Annotated in this window: 22 protein-coding genes; 14 read left to right on the top strand and 8 right to left on the bottom strand. The window is 60.3% G+C overall.

Annotation, left to right across the window (positions count from 1 at the left end):
• Nucleotides 1-4: 4 nt before the first annotated feature.
• The 4 genes from ACVIGB_RS19450 to ACVIGB_RS19435 form a co-directional block, all read right to left on the bottom strand.
• On the bottom strand, nucleotides 5-1,129 hold the full coding sequence (locus ACVIGB_RS19450) for a Re/Si-specific NAD(P)(+) transhydrogenase subunit alpha (RefSeq protein ID WP_456659209.1): 1,125 nt from the start codon (nucleotides 1,127-1,129) through the stop codon (nucleotides 5-7).
• An 84-nt stretch (nucleotides 1,130-1,213) separates the two neighbouring features.
• A complete protein-coding gene (gene phbB / locus ACVIGB_RS19445) occupies nucleotides 1,214-1,939 on the bottom strand; it encodes an acetoacetyl-CoA reductase (protein ID WP_456721430.1) in 726 nt (241 codons plus the stop codon).
• Between the two features lie 24 nt (nucleotides 1,940-1,963).
• Entirely contained in the window at nucleotides 1,964-3,142 is a 1,179-nt protein-coding gene (locus tag ACVIGB_RS19440; protein ID WP_092117116.1) for an acetyl-CoA C-acetyltransferase, read from the bottom strand.
• Between the two features lie 54 nt (nucleotides 3,143-3,196).
• Nucleotides 3,197-4,936: a PHA/PHB synthase family protein gene (locus tag ACVIGB_RS19435; protein WP_456721431.1), complete on the bottom strand. Its 1,740-nt coding sequence runs from the start codon at nucleotides 4,934-4,936 to the stop codon at nucleotides 3,197-3,199.
• A 622-nt stretch (nucleotides 4,937-5,558) separates the two neighbouring features.
• On the opposite strand from ACVIGB_RS19435, the gene ACVIGB_RS19430 reads away from it, so the two are divergent.
• The 10 genes from ACVIGB_RS19430 to ACVIGB_RS19385 all read left to right on the top strand — a co-directional run bounded on the left by ACVIGB_RS19430 (nucleotide 5,559) and on the right by ACVIGB_RS19385 (nucleotide 15,156).
• A complete protein-coding gene (locus ACVIGB_RS19430) occupies nucleotides 5,559-6,527 on the top strand; it encodes a LysR family transcriptional regulator (protein WP_092117112.1) in 969 nt (322 codons plus the stop codon).
• Nucleotides 6,528-6,720: 193 nt separating this feature from the next.
• Nucleotides 6,721-7,710: an NAD(P)H-dependent flavin oxidoreductase gene (locus ACVIGB_RS19425; RefSeq protein WP_092117110.1), complete on the top strand. Its 990-nt coding sequence runs from the start codon at nucleotides 6,721-6,723 to the stop codon at nucleotides 7,708-7,710.
• A gap of 314 nt (nucleotides 7,711-8,024) precedes the next feature.
• A complete protein-coding gene (locus ACVIGB_RS19420; protein WP_244549603.1) occupies nucleotides 8,025-8,951 on the top strand; it encodes a LysR family transcriptional regulator in 927 nt (308 codons plus the stop codon).
• Between the two features lie 513 nt (nucleotides 8,952-9,464).
• The gene (locus tag ACVIGB_RS19415; protein WP_210189178.1) at nucleotides 9,465-10,889 is read left to right on the top strand and encodes an MmgE/PrpD family protein; all 1,425 of its coding nucleotides are present in this window, start codon (nucleotides 9,465-9,467) and stop codon (nucleotides 10,887-10,889) included.
• A gap of 28 nt (nucleotides 10,890-10,917) precedes the next feature.
• A complete protein-coding gene (locus ACVIGB_RS19410) occupies nucleotides 10,918-11,148 on the top strand; it encodes a tautomerase family protein (RefSeq protein ID WP_092117108.1) in 231 nt (76 codons plus the stop codon).
• A gap of 15 nt (nucleotides 11,149-11,163) precedes the next feature.
• Nucleotides 11,164-11,349, top strand: a complete 186-nt coding sequence (locus ACVIGB_RS19405) for a tautomerase family protein (RefSeq protein ID WP_092117106.1) — start codon at nucleotides 11,164-11,166, stop codon at nucleotides 11,347-11,349.
• 167 nt (nucleotides 11,350-11,516) lie between these two features.
• On the top strand, nucleotides 11,517-12,626 hold the full coding sequence (locus ACVIGB_RS19400; RefSeq protein WP_092117104.1) for an enolase C-terminal domain-like protein: 1,110 nt from the start codon (nucleotides 11,517-11,519) through the stop codon (nucleotides 12,624-12,626).
• A 252-nt stretch (nucleotides 12,627-12,878) separates the two neighbouring features.
• Complete coding sequence (locus tag ACVIGB_RS19395; RefSeq protein WP_092117102.1) at nucleotides 12,879-13,151, top strand: tautomerase family protein; 273 nt, start codon at nucleotides 12,879-12,881, stop codon at nucleotides 13,149-13,151.
• Nucleotides 13,152-13,230: 79 nt separating this feature from the next.
• Nucleotides 13,231-14,322: an NAD(P)H-dependent flavin oxidoreductase gene (locus ACVIGB_RS19390; RefSeq protein ID WP_456721432.1), complete on the top strand. Its 1,092-nt coding sequence runs from the start codon at nucleotides 13,231-13,233 to the stop codon at nucleotides 14,320-14,322.
• A gap of 330 nt (nucleotides 14,323-14,652) precedes the next feature.
• Entirely contained in the window at nucleotides 14,653-15,156 is a 504-nt protein-coding gene (locus ACVIGB_RS19385; protein ID WP_456721433.1) for an ester cyclase, read from the top strand.
• A 385-nt stretch (nucleotides 15,157-15,541) separates the two neighbouring features.
• Here the strand turns inward: ACVIGB_RS19385 and ACVIGB_RS19380 are convergent, their stop codons facing one another.
• Nucleotides 15,542-16,495 (bottom strand): alpha/beta fold hydrolase, encoded by a 954-nt coding sequence (locus tag ACVIGB_RS19380; RefSeq protein WP_456721434.1) that lies wholly within the window; start codon nucleotides 16,493-16,495, stop codon nucleotides 15,542-15,544.
• A 134-nt stretch (nucleotides 16,496-16,629) separates the two neighbouring features.
• On the opposite strand from ACVIGB_RS19380, the gene ACVIGB_RS19375 reads away from it, so the two are divergent.
• The gene (locus ACVIGB_RS19375; protein ID WP_456721435.1) at nucleotides 16,630-17,217 is read left to right on the top strand and encodes a TetR/AcrR family transcriptional regulator; all 588 of its coding nucleotides are present in this window, start codon (nucleotides 16,630-16,632) and stop codon (nucleotides 17,215-17,217) included.
• A gap of 148 nt (nucleotides 17,218-17,365) precedes the next feature.
• Here ACVIGB_RS19375 and ACVIGB_RS19370 read toward each other — a convergent pair whose 3' ends face one another.
• Together ACVIGB_RS19370 and ACVIGB_RS19365 are read right to left on the bottom strand one after the other, a co-directional pair.
• The gene (locus tag ACVIGB_RS19370) at nucleotides 17,366-17,755 is read right to left on the bottom strand and encodes a tautomerase family protein (RefSeq protein ID WP_456725127.1); all 390 of its coding nucleotides are present in this window, start codon (nucleotides 17,753-17,755) and stop codon (nucleotides 17,366-17,368) included.
• Between the two features lie 138 nt (nucleotides 17,756-17,893).
• Nucleotides 17,894-19,423 carry a CoA-acylating methylmalonate-semialdehyde dehydrogenase gene (locus ACVIGB_RS19365; protein ID WP_456721436.1) on the bottom strand — a complete coding sequence of 510 codons (1,530 nt, stop codon included), beginning with the start codon at nucleotides 19,421-19,423 and terminating at the stop codon, nucleotides 17,894-17,896.
• Nucleotides 19,424-19,584: 161 nt separating this feature from the next.
• On the opposite strand from ACVIGB_RS19365, the gene ACVIGB_RS19360 reads away from it, so the two are divergent.
• Nucleotides 19,585-20,034: a hypothetical protein gene (locus tag ACVIGB_RS19360; RefSeq protein ID WP_456721437.1), complete on the top strand. Its 450-nt coding sequence runs from the start codon at nucleotides 19,585-19,587 to the stop codon at nucleotides 20,032-20,034.
• 87 nt (nucleotides 20,035-20,121) lie between these two features.
• On the opposite strand, the gene ACVIGB_RS19355 is transcribed toward ACVIGB_RS19360, so the two are convergent.
• A complete protein-coding gene (locus ACVIGB_RS19355) occupies nucleotides 20,122-21,084 on the bottom strand; it encodes a GlxA family transcriptional regulator (protein ID WP_456721438.1) in 963 nt (320 codons plus the stop codon).
• Between the two features lie 219 nt (nucleotides 21,085-21,303).
• Here ACVIGB_RS19355 and ACVIGB_RS19350 point away from each other — a divergent pair, with 219 nt between their 5' ends.
• The gene (locus ACVIGB_RS19350) at nucleotides 21,304-21,612 is read left to right on the top strand and encodes a putative quinol monooxygenase (protein ID WP_092117096.1); all 309 of its coding nucleotides are present in this window, start codon (nucleotides 21,304-21,306) and stop codon (nucleotides 21,610-21,612) included.
• Between the two features lie 124 nt (nucleotides 21,613-21,736).
• Entirely contained in the window at nucleotides 21,737-22,504 is a 768-nt protein-coding gene (locus tag ACVIGB_RS19345) for an alpha/beta fold hydrolase (RefSeq protein WP_092117094.1), read from the top strand.
• The last annotated feature ends 79 nt before the right edge of the window (nucleotides 22,505-22,583 follow it).

Below are 22,583 nucleotides of genomic sequence, written 5' to 3'. Positions count from 1 at the left end.
CTCCTTACTTCGGCTGGAAGTTGGGATGGATGACGGCGCCGTCCTTGGTCAGCGCGGTGGCCTTCACCAGCTCGTCGTCCCAATTGACCGCGAGCGCCTTGCTGGCCTTGTCGACCATCGTCTCGATGAACGAGAACAGGTTGCGCGCGTAGAGGCTCGAGGCCGAGGCGGCGACGCGGCCGGCGACGTTGGTGTAGCCGACGATCTTGATGCCGTCGGTCTCGACCACCTCGCCGGGCCTCGCGCCCTCGACATTGCCGCCGCGCTCGACCGCGAGATCGACCAGCACCGAGCCCGGCTTCATCGACTTCACCATCTCGCCGCTGACCAGCTTCGGCGCCGGACGGCCCGGGATCAGCGCGGTCGTGATCACGATGTCCTGCTTCTTGATATGCTCGGCGGTCAGCGCGGCCTGCTTGGCCTGATATTCCTTGGACATCTCCTTGGCGTAGCCGCCGGCGGTCTGCGCGTTCTTGAACTCCTCGTCCTCGACGGCGAGGAATTTGGCGCCCAAGCTCTCCACCTGCTCCTTGGTGGCGGGGCGCACGTCGGTCGCGGTGACGACGGCCCCGAGCCGCCGCGCGGTCGCGATCGCCTGCAGGCCGGCGACGCCGACGCCCATCACGAACACTTTGGCGGCCGGAATGGTGCCGGCGGCGGTCATCATCATCGGGAAGGCGCGGCCGAAGGCCTCGGCGCCCTCGATCACCGCCCGGTAGCCGGCGAGATTGGCCTGCGAGGACAGCACGTCCATCACCTGGGCGCGGGTGATGCGCGGCATCAGCTCCATCGCAAACGCCGACACGCCGGCATCGGCCATCGCCTTCAGCGCGGCCTCGTTGCCATAGGGGTCCATGATCGCGATGACGAGCGCACCGCGCTTGTACTTCGACAGCTCGGAGGCCTCCGGCCGCTTCACCTTGATGATGATGTCGGCGTCCTTGAGCGCGTCGGCGCTGACGGTGGCGCCGGCCGCGACAAGCTCCGAATCGGGCAGCCCCGACTTGACGCCCGCGCCCGGCTCGACCGCGACCTCGGCGCCCAGCGCCTTGAACTTCTTGATGGTATCGGGCGAAACCGCAACCCGCGGCTCGGACGCATCGATTTCCTTGGCAACGGCGATCTTCATATTCAATCCGTCAATTCAAATGGCGTACCGGCGCGCAAGCATTTGCATTCGAAACGTGCGCGTCGCATGCGAACTGCCGCACGATCAAATCAGATACTGACCGCCATTGATGGTCAGCGTCGAGCCGGTAATGAAGCCCGCCTCGTCAGCCGCGAGGAAGACCACGGCGCGCGCGATCTCCTCGGGTTCGCCGAGCCGGTTGACCGGAATCTGCGGGATCACGTTCTTCTCGAGCACGTCCTTCGGCACCGCCTGCACCATCTCGGTGTTGATGTAGCCCGGGCAGATCACGTTGACGGTGATGCCGCCCTTGGCGTTCTCCAGCGCGAGCGCCTTGGTGAAGCCGATATCGCCGGCCTTCGCCGCGGAGTAGTTGACCTGGCCGAACTGGCCCTTCTGGCCGTTGATCGAGGAGATCGAGATGACGCGGCCGAACTTGCGGGCGCGCATGCCCTCGATCACCTGGCGCGTCATGTTGAACAGCGAGCCGAGGTTGGTGTTGATCACGGCATTCCACTGCTCCAGCGTCATCTTGTGGAATGCGGTGTCCTTGGTGATACCGGCATTGTTGACGAGCACGTCGACCGGGCCGAGATCGGCCTCGACCTGCTTCACGCCGGCCGCGCAGGCGTCGAACGATGCGACGTCCCACTTGTAGACCGGGATGCCGCTCTCCGCCTTGAACTTCTCCGCCGCGGCGTCATTGCCGGCGTAGCTTGCCGCCACCTCGTAGCCCGCCGCTTTCATCGCCTTGCTGATTGCAGCTCCAATGCCCCGCGTTCCGCCCGTCACCAATGCAACACGCATCATCTCGAATCCTCCCGCTCTGCAGGTTCAGTCGCGTGCAACGCACATAGCGATGCCCATGCCGCCGCCGATGCAGAGCGTCGCGAGGCCCTTCTTGGCATCGCGCTTCTGCATTTCGTGCAGCAGCGTCACAAGGACGCGGGCGCCCGACGCGCCGACCGGATGGCCGATCGCAATCGCGCCGCCATTGACGTTGACCTTGGCCGGATCCCAGCCGAGGTCCTTGTTGACGGCGCAGGCCTGCGCGGCGAACGCCTCGTTGGCCTCGATCAGGTCGAGGTCGGCGATGTTCCAGCCGGCCCTCTTCAACGCGGTGCGCGAGGCCGGGATCGGCCCGGTGCCCATGATCTTGGGGTCGACGCCGGCCTGGCCCCACGAGACGATGCGGGCGAGCACCTTCTTGCCCTGCTTGGCAGCTTCCTTGGCGGTCATCAGGACGACAGCGGCGGCGCCGTCATTGATGCCCGAGGCGTTGCCGGCGGTCACGGTGCCGTCCTTCTCGAAGGCGGCACGGAGCTTGGCCATCGCGTCGATCGTGGCGCCATGGCGCGGATACTCGTCGGTGTCGACGACGATATCGCCCTTGCGGGATTTGATGGTGACCGGGACGATCTCGTCCTTGAACCTGCCGGCCTTCTGCGCCGCCTCGGCCTTGTTCTGCGAACCGACCGCGAACTCGTCCTGCTGCGAGCGGGTGATCTGGTACTGCTTGGCGACGTTCTCGGCCGTGTTGCCCATGTGGTAGCCGTTGAAGGCATCCCACAGGCCGTCCTTGATCATGGTGTCGATCAGCTCGAGGCCGCCCATCTTGACGCCGCCGCGCAGATATTGCGCGTGCGGGGCCATGCTCATGGATTCCTGGCCGCCCGCGACCACGATCGAGGAATCGCCGTTGAGCAGCGCCTGGTAGCCGAGCGCCACCGTGCGCAGGCCCGAGCCGCAGAGCTGGTTGACGCCCCAGGCCGGGCTTTCCACCGGAATGCCGGCCGCGATCGAGGCCTGACGGGCCGGGTTCTGGCCCTGCGCCGCCGTGAGGATCTGGCCCATGATGACTTCGGAGACCTGACCACCCTCGACGCCGGCACGCTCCAGCGCCGCCTTGATGGCGATCGCGCCGAGGTCGTGGGCCGGCGTTGTGGCGAACGCGCCGTTGAAGCTACCGACCGGGGTGCGGGCGGCGCTGACGATGACGATTTCATTGGACATCAAGATTTCCTCCGTTGAATGCGATTTTTTAGGGCGGCTCGCTTACATAGCCGTCTAGTTCGATTTCTCTTTTACGTAACGACCGGGCGCGGACTCTATCGGATTGAATCGTGCGCTCCCCTGAACTTCCGGCGCCGAAATAGTTCCGCCTGAATGACGTCCCAACCACGCATTCCAATCGGGCCACCAGCTTCCGGGTCTCTCTTCGGCGCCGTCGAGCCAGCCTTCCGGATCAGACTCAGAGTCGTCGCTAAGCCAGTGGCTGCGTTTGTTGCGCGCAGGAGGATTGATCACACCCGCGACGTGGCCACTCGCCGCCAATACGAAGCGTGCCTCGCCGCCGATGAGATCCTTGGAACGAAACGCCGTCTTCCAAGGCACGATGTGATCCTCACGGGATGCGAGGAGATAAAACGGCGCAGTAATCCTGGAGAAGTCTACTGGAACGCCGCACTGTGTAGTCTTGCCCGGATCCTTGAGATTGTTCTCAAGGTAGGTGTTCCGCGTGTACCAGCAGTACATTGGACCAGGCAGGCTCACGCTGTCGGAATCCCAATACAGCAGATCGAAAACGTCTGGGGTTGCCCCCTTCAGATAATTATCGACGACGTATCGCCAGATCAAATCGTTGGCGCGCAGCGTACCGAAGGTAAAGGCCAGTTCCCGGCCAGGCATGATGCCTCCCTTTCCGATCGTCGCTTCTCGCAATGCGACCGAGCCCGCATCGATCAGCAAACCGATTTCGCCGGTATCGGAAAAGTCCAGCATGGTGGTCAGCAACGTGACCGTCGCCAATCTATCTTGCCCTCGGGCCGCCATTACAGCTGCGGCGCAGCTCAAAAGTGTTCCACCGACGCAGAAGCCGAGCGCATGTGTTCGCTCCGCGCCGGTGACCTCGAGAACAACCTCGACCGCTTTGAGCGGACCCATCTCGAGGTAATCGTCCCAGGTCAAATGCTGAGTCTCAGGCACCGCGCTGCGCCAGGAAATCAGGAATACCTGATGACCTTGCGCGACGGCATACTCGACCAGCGAATTTCCCGTTCCAAGGTCAAGCAGGTAGTACTTGTTGATACATGGTGGAACGAAAAGAAGCGGGGTCTTTTCGACCTGGCTCGTCTGCGGTGCGTACTGGATCAGTTGGACCAGCTCGTTTTCAAAGATCACGGTTCCTGGAGTTGTGGCTAGGTTGCGACCCACTTCAAAGGCCGACTCGTCGACCCGCGTGATCCTTCCCTTTTGGAAGTCATCAATGAGATTCTTGAGGCCGTTCGTTAAGCTTGCGGAGCGGGTCTCGATCGCCTTGCGAATGACCTCGGGATTGGTCGCGGGGAAATTCGACGGACTTATTGCATCAACAAGCTGACGCGCATAGAAGCGAAGTTGAAGTCTGGTCCTATCGTCGACTTGCGCATTGTCTACAAATTCCAGAAGATGCCTCGAGCAGAGCAGGTATGTCTGCTTGAGAAGATCGTAATAGGGTTGCTCCCGCCAAGACGAGTCCTTGAACCGTTTGTCACCCTTGGCGAGCGCAATATCCGAATGGACACCTCCAGCGTATATCTGAAGAAACATTCCGTTCCAAACGCGCCATAGCTGCCTAAGGCATTCGTGCTGAAGATCGGCGATCAATCCGAATGGATAGAATATTCCCTGTGACGAACCCGGCCAATCATTGCCCACTCCTGTCGTCGCCGCGAGAACGTCGTCGAACTGCCTCACCGCATCCTGTCCGGTCCGTATCAAGCCTTCGAGAGTCCCCGTAACGTCGACAGATTGCGGGATGCTGTTCATAACGCACGCTCCGGCTCAAACTGATCTCCAGAACCATAGATCAGCAATTCTTTTTCAAAGATGTGGCGCTCTCATTTTCGGTTACGCTTCGCAGGCGAGAGGCTGCTTCAGCATCGAACACCTCTGACCGGTGCCTCGTACTCCTCCGTGACCGCCACGGCAGACTCCCTAACCACCACGCAACGTCCGAATGCTTCCTCGAAACGATGCCAAGGCTGATCGACATCCAAGGACAGCCTGCAAAGCCTATGAACTTGGTGTGTCCGCGCGAAGCGATTTGAACTGAACGCGGTATCTGTCCTCCTGATAGGGCTGGCGGCGAAGATGGGGGGCCGGTCGATCGACGGCGATGGATAGCTTTGACGAGCCGTACGAAGTAATCAGCAGAGCCGAGGAAGCCTGAGTGCGCCGCCTCGCAATCTCCGGCAACGATAGGGCTATCTCGAAAAAGCGTTTGATGGTGGCGCCAGCGGTTGCCTAGCCTCAATCAAGATGGTTGCAGAATATGCCGCGCATCATCGAGTGCAGGAAAGAGTTCGCGAACTGCCCGGGACTTGTCGAGCTGGCATCTTCGTTCTTACGCTGAAGCGTTGAGTGACATCAAGTGTCAAGTGGTGAGTAAGTGGACCGTATCGACGCTATGAAGGTCTTTGTTGCCACTCTCGATGAGGGAGGCTTGAGGAAGGCGGGACGCAAGCTGGGACGATCGCCGGCTGCAATAAGCCGGGCGCTCGCGTCTCTTGAGGCGCACGTAGGTGTTACGCTCCTTCACCGCACGACGCGGTCATTCAAGCTCAGCGAAGCGGGGGAACGTTATGCGATTGTCTGTCGCCGCGTCATTACAGATCTTGAGGAGGCTGATCTCGTCGCGGCAGGTGAACGGTCAACCCCGCGTGGCACGTTGACCATAACAGCGCCGGTCGCTGCGGGAGAAGACGTCCTGCGGCCGGTCTTAGACGAGTTCATGGACGTCTATCCAACCGTCTCTGTCAGGCTTTTTTTGCTGGACAGACCCGTCAAACTTATCGACGAAGGCATGGATATCGCCTTGCGAATTGGCAATTTGACAGATTCCACGCTCGTCGCGATCCGGTTGGGAGAGGTTCGGCGCGTCGTAGCGGCATCGCCCCGCTATTTGACTACGCATCCGAAAATCGAAGAGGTCGCTGATCTCGCAAAGCACAAGATCATTGCAATGACCCACTTCGGAATCGATTCGTGGACTTTTCCACCGGCGAACGGATCGTCGATGCCGCGTTCGGTTCATTTTACGCCGCGCCTGGTGGTGAATAGCGTTCGTGGTGCTATTGCCCCGGCCGTCGAGGGGCGAGGCATCACCCGGCTCTTCTCTTATCACATTGCGGAGCAACTTGCGCAAAACAGGCTACAAGTCCTCCTCAGGCGGGACGACGTTTCCGCGATCCCTCTGCACCTGATTTCCCCACAGGGGCGGCTTGCCGTCCCCAAGGTGCGGGCTTTCGTCGATTTCGCCGTGCCTCGGCTCAGAGCACAATTCTCCCGCCTCTCGACCGATACTATGGTTCAACGAGACTGTATTCGCGCGCCCCGCGAAAGAGTGTCTTCCGACTAGTGAGTATTGGCGGGGCTATGTGTTTCCGAAACAATCAATGAACCGTTGGGATCTCGGGCGATCGGTCAAGCGCCGAACCGCCGATGGCGCTAATCGCTGTTACAGAGGCTTCGGGGGAAATTAAGGTGAACGAGAGGCCGCATTGCGGAGAACGCCGGAGTTTGGTTGGCCTAACAATGGAAAGGGTAGGACGATGATCAGCACGCGGTTGACGAAGTTGTTTAATATTGAACACCCAATAATCCTTGCGCCAATGACGCCCGCCGCGGGCGCAGACCTGTCCACCGCGGTTGCGGCCGCCGGCGGGCTCGGCCTGCTTGGCGGCGGATATGGCGACCGCACGTGGTTTGAGACGGAGTCAGCGAAGATCACGCGCAGCGATGTAGGATGTGGTTTCATCACGTGGTCCGTTGCAAAGCAGCCGGAGTTGCTTGACTTCGCAATTGAGCGTCACCCGCGCGCGATCATGTTGTCCTTTGCTGATCCGGCACCGTTTGCGAAGCGTATCAAGCAAGCCCGGGTGCCACTGATTTGCCAAGTCCACACAGTCGACCAGGCCCGGCGAGCGGCCGATGTCGGAGCCGATGTTGTCGTAGCGCAAGGGACGGAAGCCGGCGGCCACGGCCAAACGGCCCGATCGACGTTACCGTTCGTTCCGACGGTGGTAGACGCTCTAAGTAAACACGCACCTGACGTGGTCGTTGTTGCCGCGGGCGGTATAGCTGACGGTCGGGGTCTTGCGGCGGCTCTGATGCTCGGCGCCGAAGGGGCTCTCATGGGCAGCCGCTTTTGGGCAACAAAGGAGGCGCTCATCCATCCGAATGCTAAAGCCAAGGTGGTGGCAGCTTCGGGCGACGAGACGATACGAACCAGTGTGTACGATATTGTAAGGAAAAGAGCCTGGCCGGAAGGATACACCGGGCGGCTCATGAAGAATGAGTTCATCGAAAAGTGGCACGGCCACGAAGAGAAACTAAGGGCTCTACAGGCCGACGAATTGGAGAAGGTGGAGGCGGCGTCGCGCGTCGGCGACTTTGATGTGGCGAATGTAACGGTCGGGGAGTCAATCGGCATGATTCATGACCTGCCCGAGGCAGGTGACGTCGTGCGCCGTGTCGTTGCCGAGGCCAAGGAAAGGCTCGCCAAGTACGCCCGCGTTTCGCGGATTGACCAAATGGGGTGAACTGACGTTCCCCCTCCAACGGTAGCGAAGCCGTTTGATCCCGTTTGCGATGCATTGGCTTCGTTGCGGGACCAGCAACGTTGTGATCGCTATCGAACAGCTTCCATTATCGTGGGGCCAGGGCTCCTTCGGACAGTGCCTCGACGGCCGTTGGTGGTCACCGCACCGATATCTGTATTTGAGATATCCGTATTCCTTTTAGTGATAGGTTGTCTTAACCGGCTCGTGCTTTCGAAAACAGGCATAAGACGCTCGGATTGGGCCTTGTAAAACGAGCGGCTTGGATCAACATAATCACTCGATCAAGCGCGCTGATGCCGAACCGTTCGCTTCAGAAGATAGGGCTTGTTATGGACGCAACCGATCTAAGGGTCTTTGAAGCAGTTGCCCGGCACGGCAGTATGAACCGAGCGGCAGCTGAGCTGAACACTGTCCAATCCAACGTCACCGCGCGCGTAAGGGCGTTGGAGGTTGAGCTTGGCATTCAGCTATTCCAGCGGCATGCGCGTGGTGTGAAGGTCACACCAGCGGGGCGCCGCATGCTCCCCTTTTCGGCACGCATCACCAAGCTCCTCAGCGACGCCAAAGCGGCCGCAAGGGATGACGGCACTCCGGGTGGCGTCCTCGAACTCGGCACTTTGGAAACGACTGCGGCGGTTCGGCTTCCATCTGTGCTTGCGAGCTTCACCAAGGCTTACCCAAAGGTTCGGCCTGTGGTGACGACCGGGACGACCTGTAGCCTCATCGAGGACGTTGTCGAGTGCAGACTTGAGGGTGCGTTTGTTGCTGGACCGGTCGATCACCCAGATTTGCACCAGGAGTGTCTGTTTCGGGAAGAACTCGTCTTGGTAACGCCTCGCTCAATTCGAGGCATTGAAGACCTTTCCTCGATCAGTGAACTGAAAACGATAGTCTTCCGCGTTGGTTGCTCCTATCGAATAAGACTTGAGAATCTGTTGACTAAGGCGGGAATACTTGTGGCACAGCCTTTGGAATTCGGTTCGATAGACGCCATCCTGGGCTGTGTGGCGGCGGGTGTCGGAGTTACGCTGCTGCCTAAGGGAGTGGTTGTTGCGGCATGGCGGGACGGCCAGGTAGCCGTGCACGAACTAGAGCCCGAGTTTTCTGACGTGCAGACCGTGTTCATTCGGCGCACAGACGCCTATGTCTCCAGTGCACTCTCTGCCTTTCTTCAGATTGTACGGCCGGGCCCCGAGTTGCCTGCAGCGGCCGCCGAGTAGTCTTGTTCGTCACGGGCCGTCGCTTTCTAATAAAGCGGATCTCCGAGGGTTTTCCATTTCTGGTCAGTCCGGACTAGGACGGGGACGAAGTGCCGGCCGGAGGCTGGTGAAGCAATGCCAAATCTTTCAGGCTTCGAAGTTTTCCCAAGGCCCTGAATCCGCAAGCCACGTCTAACCCATAAGCCGACGTTCTTCTTGATAGACGCGAACGATTGGCCGCCCGGTCGTCGTTGATTGTAATGGCATGCCGGTCTGATGCCGTGCTTGAGCGGCAACGATATGAGATTGCCCGATCGTCGAAGTTGATGCCGTCCTCGGCTGGAGGACAGTACCCTACTCAATTCTGTCACGCGATGCCGGATCCGTCGCCCAACGAGTTCTGTGCTTGGTCGAGTAATCTGCGATGCAGATTGCCTTCTCGAATCTATTCGTTTGCTGATCGCGAATGATAAAGGCACGCTCTTTCTCAATTAAACCAGTTCAATCGTATGGGATACGGCCAAGGACGTCGACATGCTGATGAAGAACACGACTTCCGTGCCTACAGTAAATGCGATCGCCGGTTTTGCTGATCGGGCCGTTCCGGCATCTCTGAAGCCTGACGCGCGCAAGCTCTATAAACGAAATATTCTAGATAGCCTGGGATGCGCAATCTCCGCGCTTCCGGGAGCGCCGTTCGAAGCTTTGCGCGAGCAGTTTAGGGAATATAGGTCGGGGGGATTGTGCACGTTGATCGGTGGCGGCCGGACTGCGCCGGATCAGGCCGCTTTGTATAACTCCGGGTTAGTGAGATATGTCGACCTGCTCGACAGCTACATGTCGCCAGGCGGGCTGTGTCATCCCAGCGACAATTTCGGTGCGATCTTGGCTGCTGCCGAGCATGCCAAGGCGTCCGGCGAAGACTTCATGCTCGCGCTTGCAGTGGCTTACGAAATCCAGTGCCGGTTCACCGCCGTCGTGCCTGTCATGGCGAAGGGGTTCAATCATGCGATTCAGCTTGCAATTTCCGCAGCCGCGGGAGCAGGAAAGCTATTCGGGCTGAACGCCGAGCAGATCGCGCATGCGATCTCGATCGCGACAGTCGACAACATTTCCCTCACATGCGTTCACGTCGAGCCGGTATCGCAGTGGAAGGGCTTTTCTCCCGGAATGACCGGAATGCGCGCGGTTTACTCCGCATCACTCGCCAAGCGTGGTTTCACCGGTCCGTCCGGACTTTTCGAGGGACCGAACGGCTTGTTGCGAATGTTCGATCAAAAGATTGACGTGGACTGGTCGGATGACTCGCTCGAGATTATCAAGCTTACGATCATGAAGAAGTTCTGCTCGCTCATTCACGGTCAGCCGGTTCTTGAAGCCGTGCTCAAGTTGAAGCGTGACAATAACTTGGTGGCCAGCGATATCGAAGCCGTCCGTTGCGACATCTTTCAGTCAGGTTTCGATATCGCGGGCGGCGGCGCGTTTGGCTCAAAGGACAGACCGCAAACCAAGGAGCAGGCGGACTACAACCTGAAGTACCTGATTGCGGCGGCACTTTTGGACGATGGGGTCGGGCCGGCGCAACTCGAGCAGGCCCGTGTCCAGGCTGATGACGCGCAGGCCCTGTTGAGTAAGGTTACGATAGTTCCGGACGATGCCTTCACTGCCAGATACCCGCACGAGCTGAACACGCGGATCGCTATCAAGACCAAGGGCGGTCGTACCTTCGATCGCGAACAGCTTGGGTACGAAGGCGGCCTCAGTAACCCATTGTCATGGGAGCGCACGGTCGAGAAGTTCAATTGGCTGAGCGAGCCGTTTGCGGATGAAGCATTACGCAACAGCATCATCAAGGCGGTCGAGAAGATCGACGAGCGGCCTATCTCCGATTTGATGGATCTCCTTGGAAAAGTGAACCCCAAGGCGGTCCATCCGGCGCTCCATTCCGGAATTCAATAGTCATTCGCGTCAACGAAGGAGTATCCCGATGTCAATGATTTCTTGCGACATGCGATACGGTCGCTCGGATGAGCAAAAACGTGCTCTTTCGGCCGGCTTGTTGCGTGTCGTCAGCGAGGCCACCGGTGAACCGGCCCACAACATCTTTTTTGTCATCAGAGAGGGACGAGGCATCAACTTCGTCGAGCACGGGCAACACTTGCCCGAGTTTGTCGAAGGCAATGCCAACGACAAAGAACTCATCGCTCGCCTGAAATAGGAAAGAGAGGCAACCATGCCCTACATTGAGTGTCATATCGCGGCCGGTCTCACCAAGACCCGCAAGACGCAGCTGATCCGTGACATCGTCAAGGTTACCCACGAATCGATCGGTTCCGATCCGAAGATCATTAATGTTCTCCTGTTTGAGCATCCCGCCGACAACATGAGCATTTCCGGAAGGATCCACGGCGAGGAATAGCCTTAGCTTGCAGGAAGCACGTCCCGGAGCTCGCGCGGTTTTGCGCGGCTAGCATGGCCCAACTGAGAAAGCTCAAGCCAGGCACCGCAGCGCGCCTCGGGTAAGAGACGCGCGGGGTCGCGATGCGCTCGTAGGCCCGGTATCCAGAACGGTTTTGAAAGATTGAGATGACGGACGGTGTGAGTGCGGCAGGGCAACGAATTCGCTCGGTGACGACCCGCGGCGTGATGGTCCCCCTGAAATTTACGCTGGGAACGAGTGCGGCCATTGTGAAGGCAGTGCCGCTGCTGCTTGTCGATTTGCTGAACGAAGACGGTGTAACGGGCAAGGCCTACACGTTTTGCTATCGGCCTTCAGGCGCGACCGCGATATCTTCGCATCTGCACGAGGCGGTCGAGCTCCTCAAGGGCAAGAACGCTACGCCCCTCGAGGCATCGCAGACCCTCTCGCGCCAATTTGCGCTGCTTGGCGTGACCGGCGCCGTACGGATGGCTCTTTCGCTACTCGATATGGCCATGTGGGATGCGCAGGCGCAGATGCACCGTGCTCCGCTGTCCTCGCTACTCGGATCCGGCCCGAAATCGCTTCGCGCGTATGACAGCCGTGGGCTTGGGCTGATGGAGCCGGATCGACTCGCGCAGGAGGTGAGCGCACTTCTGGAGAGTGGCTTACGAGCTGTCAAGGTTCGACTCGGATACCCCACGCTTTTTGAGGACCTGGCCGCGTTGCGGGCCGTCCGCAAGAGCGTTTCCGGCGCAGATGTTACGATCATGGTGGACTACAATCAGGCCCTGACGCCCGCGGAAGCGGTTCTTCGCGGAAGGGAGTTGGAAAAAGAAGGGATCTATTGGCTCGAGGAGCCGATAGCACACGATGACTATGTGGCGAGCGCCGCATTGGCGCGCGAACTGAGGGTTCCGATCCAGATCGGCGAAAACCTCAACGGCCCGGATGCCCTGCTACGCGTGGTCACGGCTGGCGCGAGCGACTACGTTATGGTCGACGTCGCGCGGATAGGCGGTGTAACCGGCTGGCTGCAGGCGGCCGGCGTCGCCGCAGCCCAGGGCATCGAAATGTCGTCACATCTGATGCCCGAAGTCAGCACGCATCTTCTTTGCGCCACGCCCACCGGCCATTGGCTTGAGTACGTTGATTGGGCAGATGCGATCATCGAGGAACCGCTGAAAATCCGTGACGGGATGGTTCTGACCCCGGAGAGGATCGGCAGCGGGATTTCATGGGACGAGGCCAAGCTAAAGCGGCTTGCGACAATCTGAGTTCGGCCAAAGGGATCCCTAACGCCGTCGCTCCCGAAACGCATGAATTGCTGCGGAGCTGTATCCAGTCGGACCGATCCAGAGATTCAAAGATATCGTCGACGCGATCCGTTTTCTGGAGAGCGCCCCTTTCATCAAGGGGCGATATTCCTTGCGTCGACCGATGGCCGGCCGGTCGTTGCTAGAATGGAGCGACGGCGTGGCCACGGCTCTTCCAGTCAACGATCAACCACAGGGCCAGAAGGAGACATAATGCCGTTCGTCAACATTCAGATCACTCGGGAGGGGACGCGTCCGGAATACACGCGCGTGACGCGCGAACAGAAGGCACGGCTGATCGAGGGCGTGAGCAAGCTTCTTCTCGACATCCTGAACAAGCCCATGAACTCGACGTTCGTGGTCATCGACGAGGTCGACGTTGAGAATTGGGGATGGGGAGGTCTTCCGGTCGAGGAATACCGAAAGCAAATGGCGGCCTCGGCCCATCTTTCAGGCACCGAGCTCGTGAGCAACGCAAAGAAATGAGTACGCGGCCGATACCGCTATCCGTCGCGGCCGCCGTTCGCGCGCCGGCGCACGGTTGGCATTTCTTGAAAGGTAACCCATGACGCATTGGCCAGATGACCGGATCCAGAGGCTCTTTAACATCAAGCTCCCTATCATTCAGGCGCCGATGGCCGGATCCAGTACGACGGAGATGGCCATCGCGGTTGCTGTTGCGGGCGGACTTGGATCCTTACCATCCGCGCAGATGACTCCGACTCAACTTACGGAAGCGTTGATCAAGTTCAGGACGGCTACCTCCGCTCCTGTCAACGTGAACTTCTTCTGCCACACTCCGGCAGGACGTGACCCACTTGTCGATCGCCGATGGCGCAAGCAACTGGAACCCTACTATCTCCAACTCGGCGTCGATATCGAGGTGCAGGAGGATGCCGCAAATCGAGCCCCATTCGATGACGCATATTGCTCGGTCGTCGAGACCCTGCGGCCGGAGGTGGTGAGCTTCCATTTCGGGCTACCCAGTTATCTGCTGTTGGATCGGGTGCGGAGCACCGGCGCGAAGATCATCTCGTCCGCCACCACCGTGAGCGAGGCTATCTGGCTGGAGGGGCATGGATGCGATGCCGTGATAGCGATGGGAGTTGAAGCGGGGGGGCACCGCGGCAACTTCCTTACGGACGACATGGCGGCCCAGGTCGGAACGATGTCTCTGCTGCCCCAAGTGACCGATGCCGTCGGAGTGCCTGTCATCGCAGCCGGAGGGATCGCGGATGGCCGTGGGATAGTCGCGGCATTCTCCCTTGGAGCAGCTGCCGTCCAAATCGGGACGGCTTACCTTTTCTCGCCGGAAGCGAAGGTCTCGAAGATCCACCGCGAAGCGTTGGAAAACATCTCCGACGACGGAACAGCCGTGACCAACGTTTTCACGGGGCGGCCGGCGCGCGGAGTCCTGAACCGGCTCATTCGCGAGATCGGTCCGCTATCGCCTATTGCGCCCGCCTTTCCGTTCGCGGGAGGAGCTCTTGCACCGTTGCGTGCCAAAGCGGAAGCCGTCGGTTCGGGCGATTTTACGAACCTGTGGTCAGGGCAGTCGGCCCGACTGTCGCCCCGCTTGCCATCGGGCCAACTGACCGAGAGGCTTGCGGCCGACGCCCTCTCTCATTTCGGCCGGCTCGCCGCGAGCACTCGGTGACCGCAAATATGGATTCCATTCTGAGTTAAAGAAGGGCGGAGCGACAATGAATCCCGAAGCCTTGGGCGCAATGCCGAGCGCTCATTCCGGCGGGAGAAGAAGTCCAACGAAGTGCACCGAGGTATCGGGCATGATTACCATCAGAGTTTGTCAGCAGGCTCTAAGCTGCGAGGCTCGAGCGATCATATCGGCCGATACCGGCTCTCTGAATGATTCGTCGGCTACAACAAAAAGTGGCTTGGCTGCCAAGAGATATAAGTGCCAGCTTGCCGCGCGTTCCGCTTGTTCATTCGATGGCGGGTAATGTGATATTCAGATCGGGGAAACGATATGGATCGAAGGAATCTTTTGAAGACGGTTACGTTGGCAGGATCGGCACTTGCCGTTCCGGCCCTTGTCGCGCCGGCCCTGGCGGACGACAAGAACGCAGCCGCACCGTTGATCGAAAAGTTCGCAGCGGCCCTAAGCGCGCACGACCTCACGGCATTCGCGGCGCTGTTCTCGGATAATTACGTCAACCACCAGCTCAGCGCGGCCGCGCCGCCGCCGCAGGGCAAGTCGCCGAAGCAGGGGCAGGTGGCAGGTATTACTGCACGACTGGCGGGGATACCGGACCTCAAGGTGGAGATCGAAGCCACGGTCGCGTCCGGCAATATTGCGGCCGCAAGCTTCGTCTGGAGCGGCACCCATAACGGCCCGCTCTCGGGAGTTGCGCCAACCGGTCGCGCGCTCCGATTCACGTCCTGCGATATCTTCAGGGTTCAAGACGGTCTGATTGTCGAGCATTGGGGCATGGGCGATATCGCCGGAGTCCTGGCGCAGTTGAAGGCCTGACCGGGGGCTGTTCGAGCCTTCGTCTCGGTGTTGCGAGAGTCACATCTCGCCGGGTGACGTCCGGCTAAAGCGGGCTATTTGAACCGGCGAGATTGTCATTCTATTTGCAGCACTGCGGGGGATTTCAGGGACCCAACATTAAACGCCGCCGGGACACTAGATTGCGAGCCCGACGGCGTGAGTGTTCTGACGATCGGCTAGTGGTTCATCATGGCGATTGTGACGCTTTGATGCCGAGCCATTCCAGGATCGGCAAGCTTTCAGGCGGCGCCAACATTTCGATGCTTCTGGGGACGCCCGGGTTGGCGTTGTATGAAGCCGTTTCGTTCGAGGGTGACGGTCATTTGGTGGACCGGTGGCCCGAGCGTAGGAGCAGCCACCACAGTTAGCGCGCTGCGAGGAAGTCCCCCACCGCGGCGATCGTCGCCGCGGGCGCTTCCTCCATGAGCCAGTGGCCGACTTTCGGTATGACGACTTCCTGCACGTTTGTCGCAGCGTTGCGCATAACGACCGCCACGTTGGCGCCGAAGGCCTTCTCGGCCCCGATGGCGAGCACCGGCATCGCCAGCTTCGTTTCCATCGCCTTGAGGTTGTCGGCCGAGTCCTTCTGGTCGATCGCGAGGAACTGAGCGAACGCGGAATGCATCGCTCCGGACCTGGCGTAGATCGCTGCGTAGTGGCGGCGGGTCGCTTCGTCGATTTTTGACGGATCGCCGGCGAACTCGTTCCAGAAGCGGTCGAGGTAGATGCGCTCACGGCCTGCGACTAGGCGCTCGGCGTCCGGGCCGCCGAAGTTGAAGTGCCACAACGCGGGCAGGCGCACGATCTGGTTCCACGGCGGAACGCCGGGAATCGGTGAGTCTATTACGACCAGGCGACTTGTCTTGTCCGGATAGCGCGCCGCATAGGCATAGGCGACCATCACGCCGATGTCGTGACCCACGATATCGGCGCGATCGATGCCGAGCTTGTCGAGGACGGCACGGATGTCACCGGCTTGCGTCCACTTGTCGTAACCGCCGGCGGGGTGCGACGACAGGCCCATGCCGCGCAGGTCTGGCACGATGACGGTGTGGTCCTTCGCCAGCACGGCGGCCATCGGCGACCACATGTCGCCAGTCTCACCGAAGCCATGGATCAGCACGACCGCGGGGCCGTGGCCGCCGACACGTACGTTGATCGTCGCGTCGGCGTTCACCACGTGCGAGTTGCGGAAGTCGGCCGGGAAGGGCGTGGGCGCAGCGTTCGCCGACAAGGCGCCCAGCGCCAGACTGACGGCGAGGCTGGCCGCCACTCGGCGGAAGCGGCGGGAGAACGTGGAAGAAACGGTTGAGGGCATGCTCGGCTCCTTAGGGTTGGTCGGGAACGCTGTGTTTTATAACGATCGTAATAAAACAGGCAATGGATTTTTTTTGACGATCGTGATAAAACAGAGCAGTAAGTTATTCGCTCACCATTGGCGGACGGATCTAGATGGCCAGGCCCAGGGAATTCGATGAAGACACGGTGCTCGAAGCCGCAACGCAGCGCTTCTGGAACAATGGCTATGAAGCGACATCGATGCGCGATCTTGCCGACCACACCGGAATGACTACGCCAAGCCTCTACAATGCGTTCGGTGACAAGAGAGCCATCTACCGTCTCGTCCTCGATCGGTACGTCCATCAGGCGCTCGAAGATTGCTCGGCCATCTTCGGAGGGAACGACCCGCCCTTACGCGCATTGGAGCGGTACTTCGATGCTCTCATAGAGGAGGTGTTGGCCGACGCCCTGCAGAGGGGATGTTTCGTCGTCAACACTGCACTTGAAGTCGCCCCGCATGACGCGGACTTCCGTGATCTGGTTACGAACGTCTTCGACCAAATCGAGAAATATCTGCGCGATTGCATCGCCAGCGGCCAGTCAGACGGGACAATTCGAACCAAGTTGCCAGCTGCCGACCTAGCCCGCCTCTTCCTCGGCGCAATGCTAGGCATCCGCGTGTTGGCGCGGACGAGCTCGGAACGTGAGCTCCTGACGGGTGTCGTCCGCCCACTGTTCGCGTTGCTAAGGACACAGTGAAAAATTGCACGACGCGCGCGCCGCCTCGCTGGGCGATGCGGCCTGCGCGGCCAAGCTCGTCGTCGCATCGGGGCGGCCTCGCCCAACCGCTGTCACGCCCAAAAATCAATCCCGAGTCCTCTAAGTTCAAGCGGTAGGCTTCAACAGACTAGAGCTCTCCGGTGAGGAATTGAGCGCGCCCGAGCCCAAACGACCAATCTTCGTCCGTGTTAGTTACGAAGGTGACGACAACATCGCTTGGTGCAAGGCCGCATACGGCCTCCAATTTCTCCACCAGTGACTTGTAGAACGCCTGCTTCGTCGCGCGGCTGCGAGGGCGGGTCGTGACCTGGAGGACCAGCATGTCAGGCGTGCGCTTGATACCAAGGCCCGTATCCTCGATGATCATTCTGGAAGGCGGATGCTCCCTGACGATCTGATAGCGGTCGCGCTGGGGCACATTGAATGCGCTGACCAACACCTCATGGGTGGCGTCCAATATCATCTTAAGCTGACGTTCCGAGCGTCCCTCAACGAGATCGAAGCACAAAAGTGGCATCATCATTCTCCGTGCCGCTATAGGTTGTCGCCGTGTCTTTGGGATCGCGGCCCAAATCGCGTTTTTGAAACCGGCGGGATTTCACCATCGTTTCCGGGCCGCCCGCTGCCTGGTTCTGCAGCGGGCGGGTCGTAGCGATCAGGACATGTTGGGCATCACGAACTCTGCGCCGGCGCGAATGCCAGTTGGCCAGCGGCTCGTGATCGTCTTCATCCGCGTATAGAAGCGGACGCCTTCCGGACCGTGCATGTGGTGGTCGCCGAAGATCGACGCCTTCCAGCCACCAAAGGAATGGAACGCCATCGGCACCGGGATCGGGACATTGATGCCGACCATGCCGATCTTGATCTTGTGGGCGAACTCCCGGGCCGCATCACCGTCGCGGGTGAAGATCGACGTGCCGTTGCCGAACTCGTGCTCGTTGATCATGCGCGCGGCGGTGTCGTAGTCGGGCGCACGGGCGACGGACAAGACGGGACCGAAGATCTCTTCCTTGTAGATCTTCATGTTCGGCGTGACGTGATCGAACAGCGATCCGCCGATGAAGTAGCCGTCTTCGTAGCCCTGCATGTTGAAGCCACGACCGTCGACCAGCAGCTTGGCACCCTCCGCGACACCGGCATCGATATAGCCGCGGACCTTGTCCAGATGCTGCTTGGTGACCAGCGGGCCCATTTCCGCTTCCGGATCCGTGCCGGGTCCGATCTTGAGGCTGCGGATCTTCGGCTCCAGCGCTGAGATCAGCCGGTTCGCGGTTGTCTCGCCGACCGGGACCGCGACGGAGATCGCCATACAGCGCTCACCGGCCGAGCCAAAAGCGGCGCCCATCAGGGCATCGACCGCCTGGTCCATGTCGGCGTCCGGCATGATGATCATGTGGTTCTTGGCACCGCCCAGCGCTTGACAGCGCTTTCCAGTGTTGGCCGACGTCTCGTAGATGTACTTTGCGATCGGGGTTGATCCGACGAAGCTGATCGCCGCGATATCGGGATGATGCAGCAGCGCGTCGACGGTCTCCTTGTCGCCATGCACCACGCTGAAGACGCCGTCGGGCAGACCCGCTTCCTTGAGCCACTCCGCGACAATGACGGATGCCGACGGGTCGCGCTCGGATGGCTTCAGGATAAAAGTATTGCCGCAGGCGAGGGCAACGGGAAACATCCACATTGGGACCATCGCGGGGAAATTGAACGGGGTAATGCCGGCGACCACGCCGAGAGGCTGGCGTATCGAGTAGCTATCGACGCGCGTTCCGACGTTCTCGGTGATCTCGCCCTTCAGAAGCTGCGGGGCGGCTGTCGCGAACTCGACGACTTCCATGCCGCGCTGAATCTCACCGACCGCGTCGGAATGAACCTTGCCATGCTCGGCCACGATGATGTCTGCGAGCTGGCTGGTGCGTTCCTCGAGGATCCTGAGGAACCGGTTGAGAATCCTGCCCCGCCGCAGGGGCGTCGTCGCCGCCCATCCCGGCGCAGCCTTCACTGCCGCCGCGACGGCATCCGCCACGTCCGCGGCGTTCGCGATCGGCACCGATGCCGCCTGCTCGCCGGTCGCAGGGTTGAAGACGAACGAAGACCGCCCGTTGCTACCGGAGACTTGCCGGCCGCTGATGAAATGCCTGACTTGCCTAACCACGATGACCTCCTTGTTTTCCACAAGCGTCATATGAAACGCTCAAGTCTGCACATCAACGAGAAGTATTGCGCATTCGTTGTGCGGAAATTGAAGTCAGGAATCAGCAGCGATGCATGCGTAGATGGTCACGGCAGGGCATGTCGGATCACGTCGACGAGACCCAGCCATTGTTTCGAATTCAGGAACACTGATTGCCGCTCGACGAGGATTTATGCGGCGGTTCAAAAGGACTAGCCAACGCACTAATTGGCGGTTGCCAAGATAGGCAGGCGGCGTTGTGGATGGTTGCGACTAAGCTTGAGACGTTCCTCGCGCGAGGTCCGCACCGGGCATTGCGGTCGTTCTGTCTTGCCCCGCGTGACGATAGCAGAGCACCGCATGACGCCGTGTGCGACACCTTAGATCACGAAATCGGCAGCACGACCAACTGCGAAAGCCTGCCACGCCTTTGCTCTTGGTCCATCCTTGCGACACGGGCCGACAGCACACAAAAACGTATTTATCCCACGCGGTGCGACGGACTTGGTGTCGCGCTGTTCATCGTCCGCCAGGCGATTGAACTGCTCGGCCATCGTATGGATGTCAGCTCTGTTGCCTTCCGGAGACCGCGCTACCCCATATTCGCGGCGCGTGCGGCTTGAATGAGTGCAGTTTTCGCCTCTCTCGACGAAGATCGATCGGATGGTCACAAGGCCATTGGGTCGCATAGCGCCAAGAGCGACGCAGCCTCAGAGACTGCGGCGGATTTCACGCACGCCGCGCCCAAGCCTGCGGCGCAGCAGCGCGCGCAGCGTCACACCTTCGGCATAGCCGACCTCGGCAGCAATTTGATCGACGCTGGCTCCGCCGGTCGTCAGCAGGTGCACGGCGCGCTCGATCCGCAAATCCTGGAGGTACTCGAGCGGGGACTTGCCCAGCACGCTTTGCATCCGGCGCGCGAGCGTACGCTTGCTGGTGGCGAGCTCCGCTGCAGCCTGATCCAGCGAGAATCCCTCGGCCAAGCGTTGCCGCGCCCATCGTTCGAACTTGCGCACCAGCGGATCGCTGTGAACCACATGCCCAGATATCGCGTAGGCGGCCTGCGAGGTGCGGATGTCGGCCAGCAAATACTTGGCCGTAACATCGGCCAGGGCGGGATCGGCGCGTCGGATCAGGGTCAGCGCCAGGTCCAGATGGCTGAGCGCCGCACCGGCGGTGACGACTGTGTTGGACTGAACGATGATTTGCGACTCGTCGAGCCGCACATGTGGATAGCGTTGCCGGAACAGAGGTGCCAGCCACCAGGTCGTGGTCGCCTCTTCGCCGTCGAGCAAAGCCGCTTCCGCCAGCACGAAGGTGCCGACGCAGGCGGCCGCAGCCAGCGCACCGCGGTCCGACCATTTACGCAACACCACACCCGCCTCGCGCGCTTCGCTACTGGCCAGCATCTGCATCAGCGGCTTCGGCATGATCCGGTTAATGGCCGGCAGCACCACCGCATCCGGCCTCTGCGCGCGCGCGGCCGAGGTCACCGGTACGTTCAAGCCCTGCGATGTCGTGACGGTCTCACGCAAACCCACCACTCTCGTCTTGAAGCGTACCGAGGAAATGCTGTGCATTTCCGCCAGCGCGTTGGCAAAGGCAAAGGCATCGAGCACCGCAGCAAGGCCGGTGTCGAGAACATCATTCAGAGCAAGGACGTGGATGCGCATGGCCGAAACGATATCAGAGCAGTGCATTTTGCCAACAGCAAGATAAGGGATACTACCTTGACTTATAATCTGAGCAGCTCAGAAAAGCTGCGAGTTCCGACAATGTATTGGCCTAATCGGTATCAAAAATGGCAATCCAGCCAATACCAGCAAAGCGGTTCATTCCCTAACTTTGCGGCTACTTCGGAATCTTAGGCAATCATCTAATGGAGGAAAACCATGACGCTCAAATGTGGATTATTCGTCCGGCTCGAAGCCAAGCCAGGCAAGGAACGGGCAGTGAAAGAGTTTCTCGTCAGCGGCCTTGAGCTAACAAATCAGGAAGCGGGCACGCCGGTCTGGTTCGCCCTGCAGCTCTCGCCGACGACGTTCGGCGTGTTCGACGCCTTTGCCAACGAAGAAGATCGCCAAGCACATCTCGCCGGCAACATGGCCAAGGCCTTGATGTCGCGAGTCGAGGAAATGCTGGCAAAGCCGCCGTCAGTCGAGCCCGTCGACATTCTGGCCGTGAAGAATCAGCCGGCCTGATGCTTGCGCCTGCGAAGCTGGGCGAACGCAGCCTCTATCAACTCTGATTAGCCATCACTGGTCACCGCCCGGCACAGCGATGGTCCTGCGAAACGGGCAAGCTGAAACATCCCAGGAGACTCCCATGTCCCTACTACGAAAGACTTCCGCGATCGCCCTCGTGCTTGCCGTGACTGGCGCGGTCGCTCACGCCGAGACGAAGCCGCCGGCCAAGGAGGTGGTCATCGTCCATGGCGCACTGGCGGATGGCTCGGGCTGGCGTGCCGTCTACGACATCCTCACCAAGGATGGCTTCCATGTGACAATCGTGCAGGAGCCGCTCACCGGCCTTGCCGAGGACGTCGATGCCACCAAGCGCGTCATCGATCAGCAGACTGGTCCCGTCGTGCTGGTCGGTCACAGCTATGGCGGCTCGGTGATCACGGAAGCCGGTGCCGACCCCAAGGTCAGCGCTCTCGTCTATGTGGCCGCCTTGCAGCCCGACAAGGGAGAGGCCAGCGGCGCGCTGATGTCGAAGTTCGCCGCGCCGAACGATGCCATGCGGGTCTCCGTCAACAAGGCGACGCCGGACAACAAGTATTTCTTTATCCCGGCGGCAAAGTTCCGGGAAACCTATGCTCAGGACGTCCCGGCGGACCAAGCTCAGTTCATGGCCGACTCGGAGCAGCAGCTGGCCCAGAAGGCCATGGGTGCGCCGCTCTCGGTGGCGGCGTGGCATAACAAGCCCAGCTTCGCCATTCTGACCACGGAAGACCACGTGATCAGCCCTGAGCTTCAGCGCTGGATGTACAAGCGTTCGGGCGCCAAGGTCACGGAAGTGCCCGCAAGCCACGCTGTTTTCGTTTCGCAGCCCGCCGCGGTCGCCCGCGTGATCGAGGACGCCGCGAAGTAGATGAAGAACTGGCGATCATGCCGCTGATCGCCTCATTCCGCTCAGCGCGCGCATACTTTGCGGTCCACCGACACGTGAA

Source organism: Bradyrhizobium sp. USDA 4341 (genome assembly GCF_054063755.1).
This window is presented reverse-complemented; position numbering and strand designations above follow the sequence as displayed.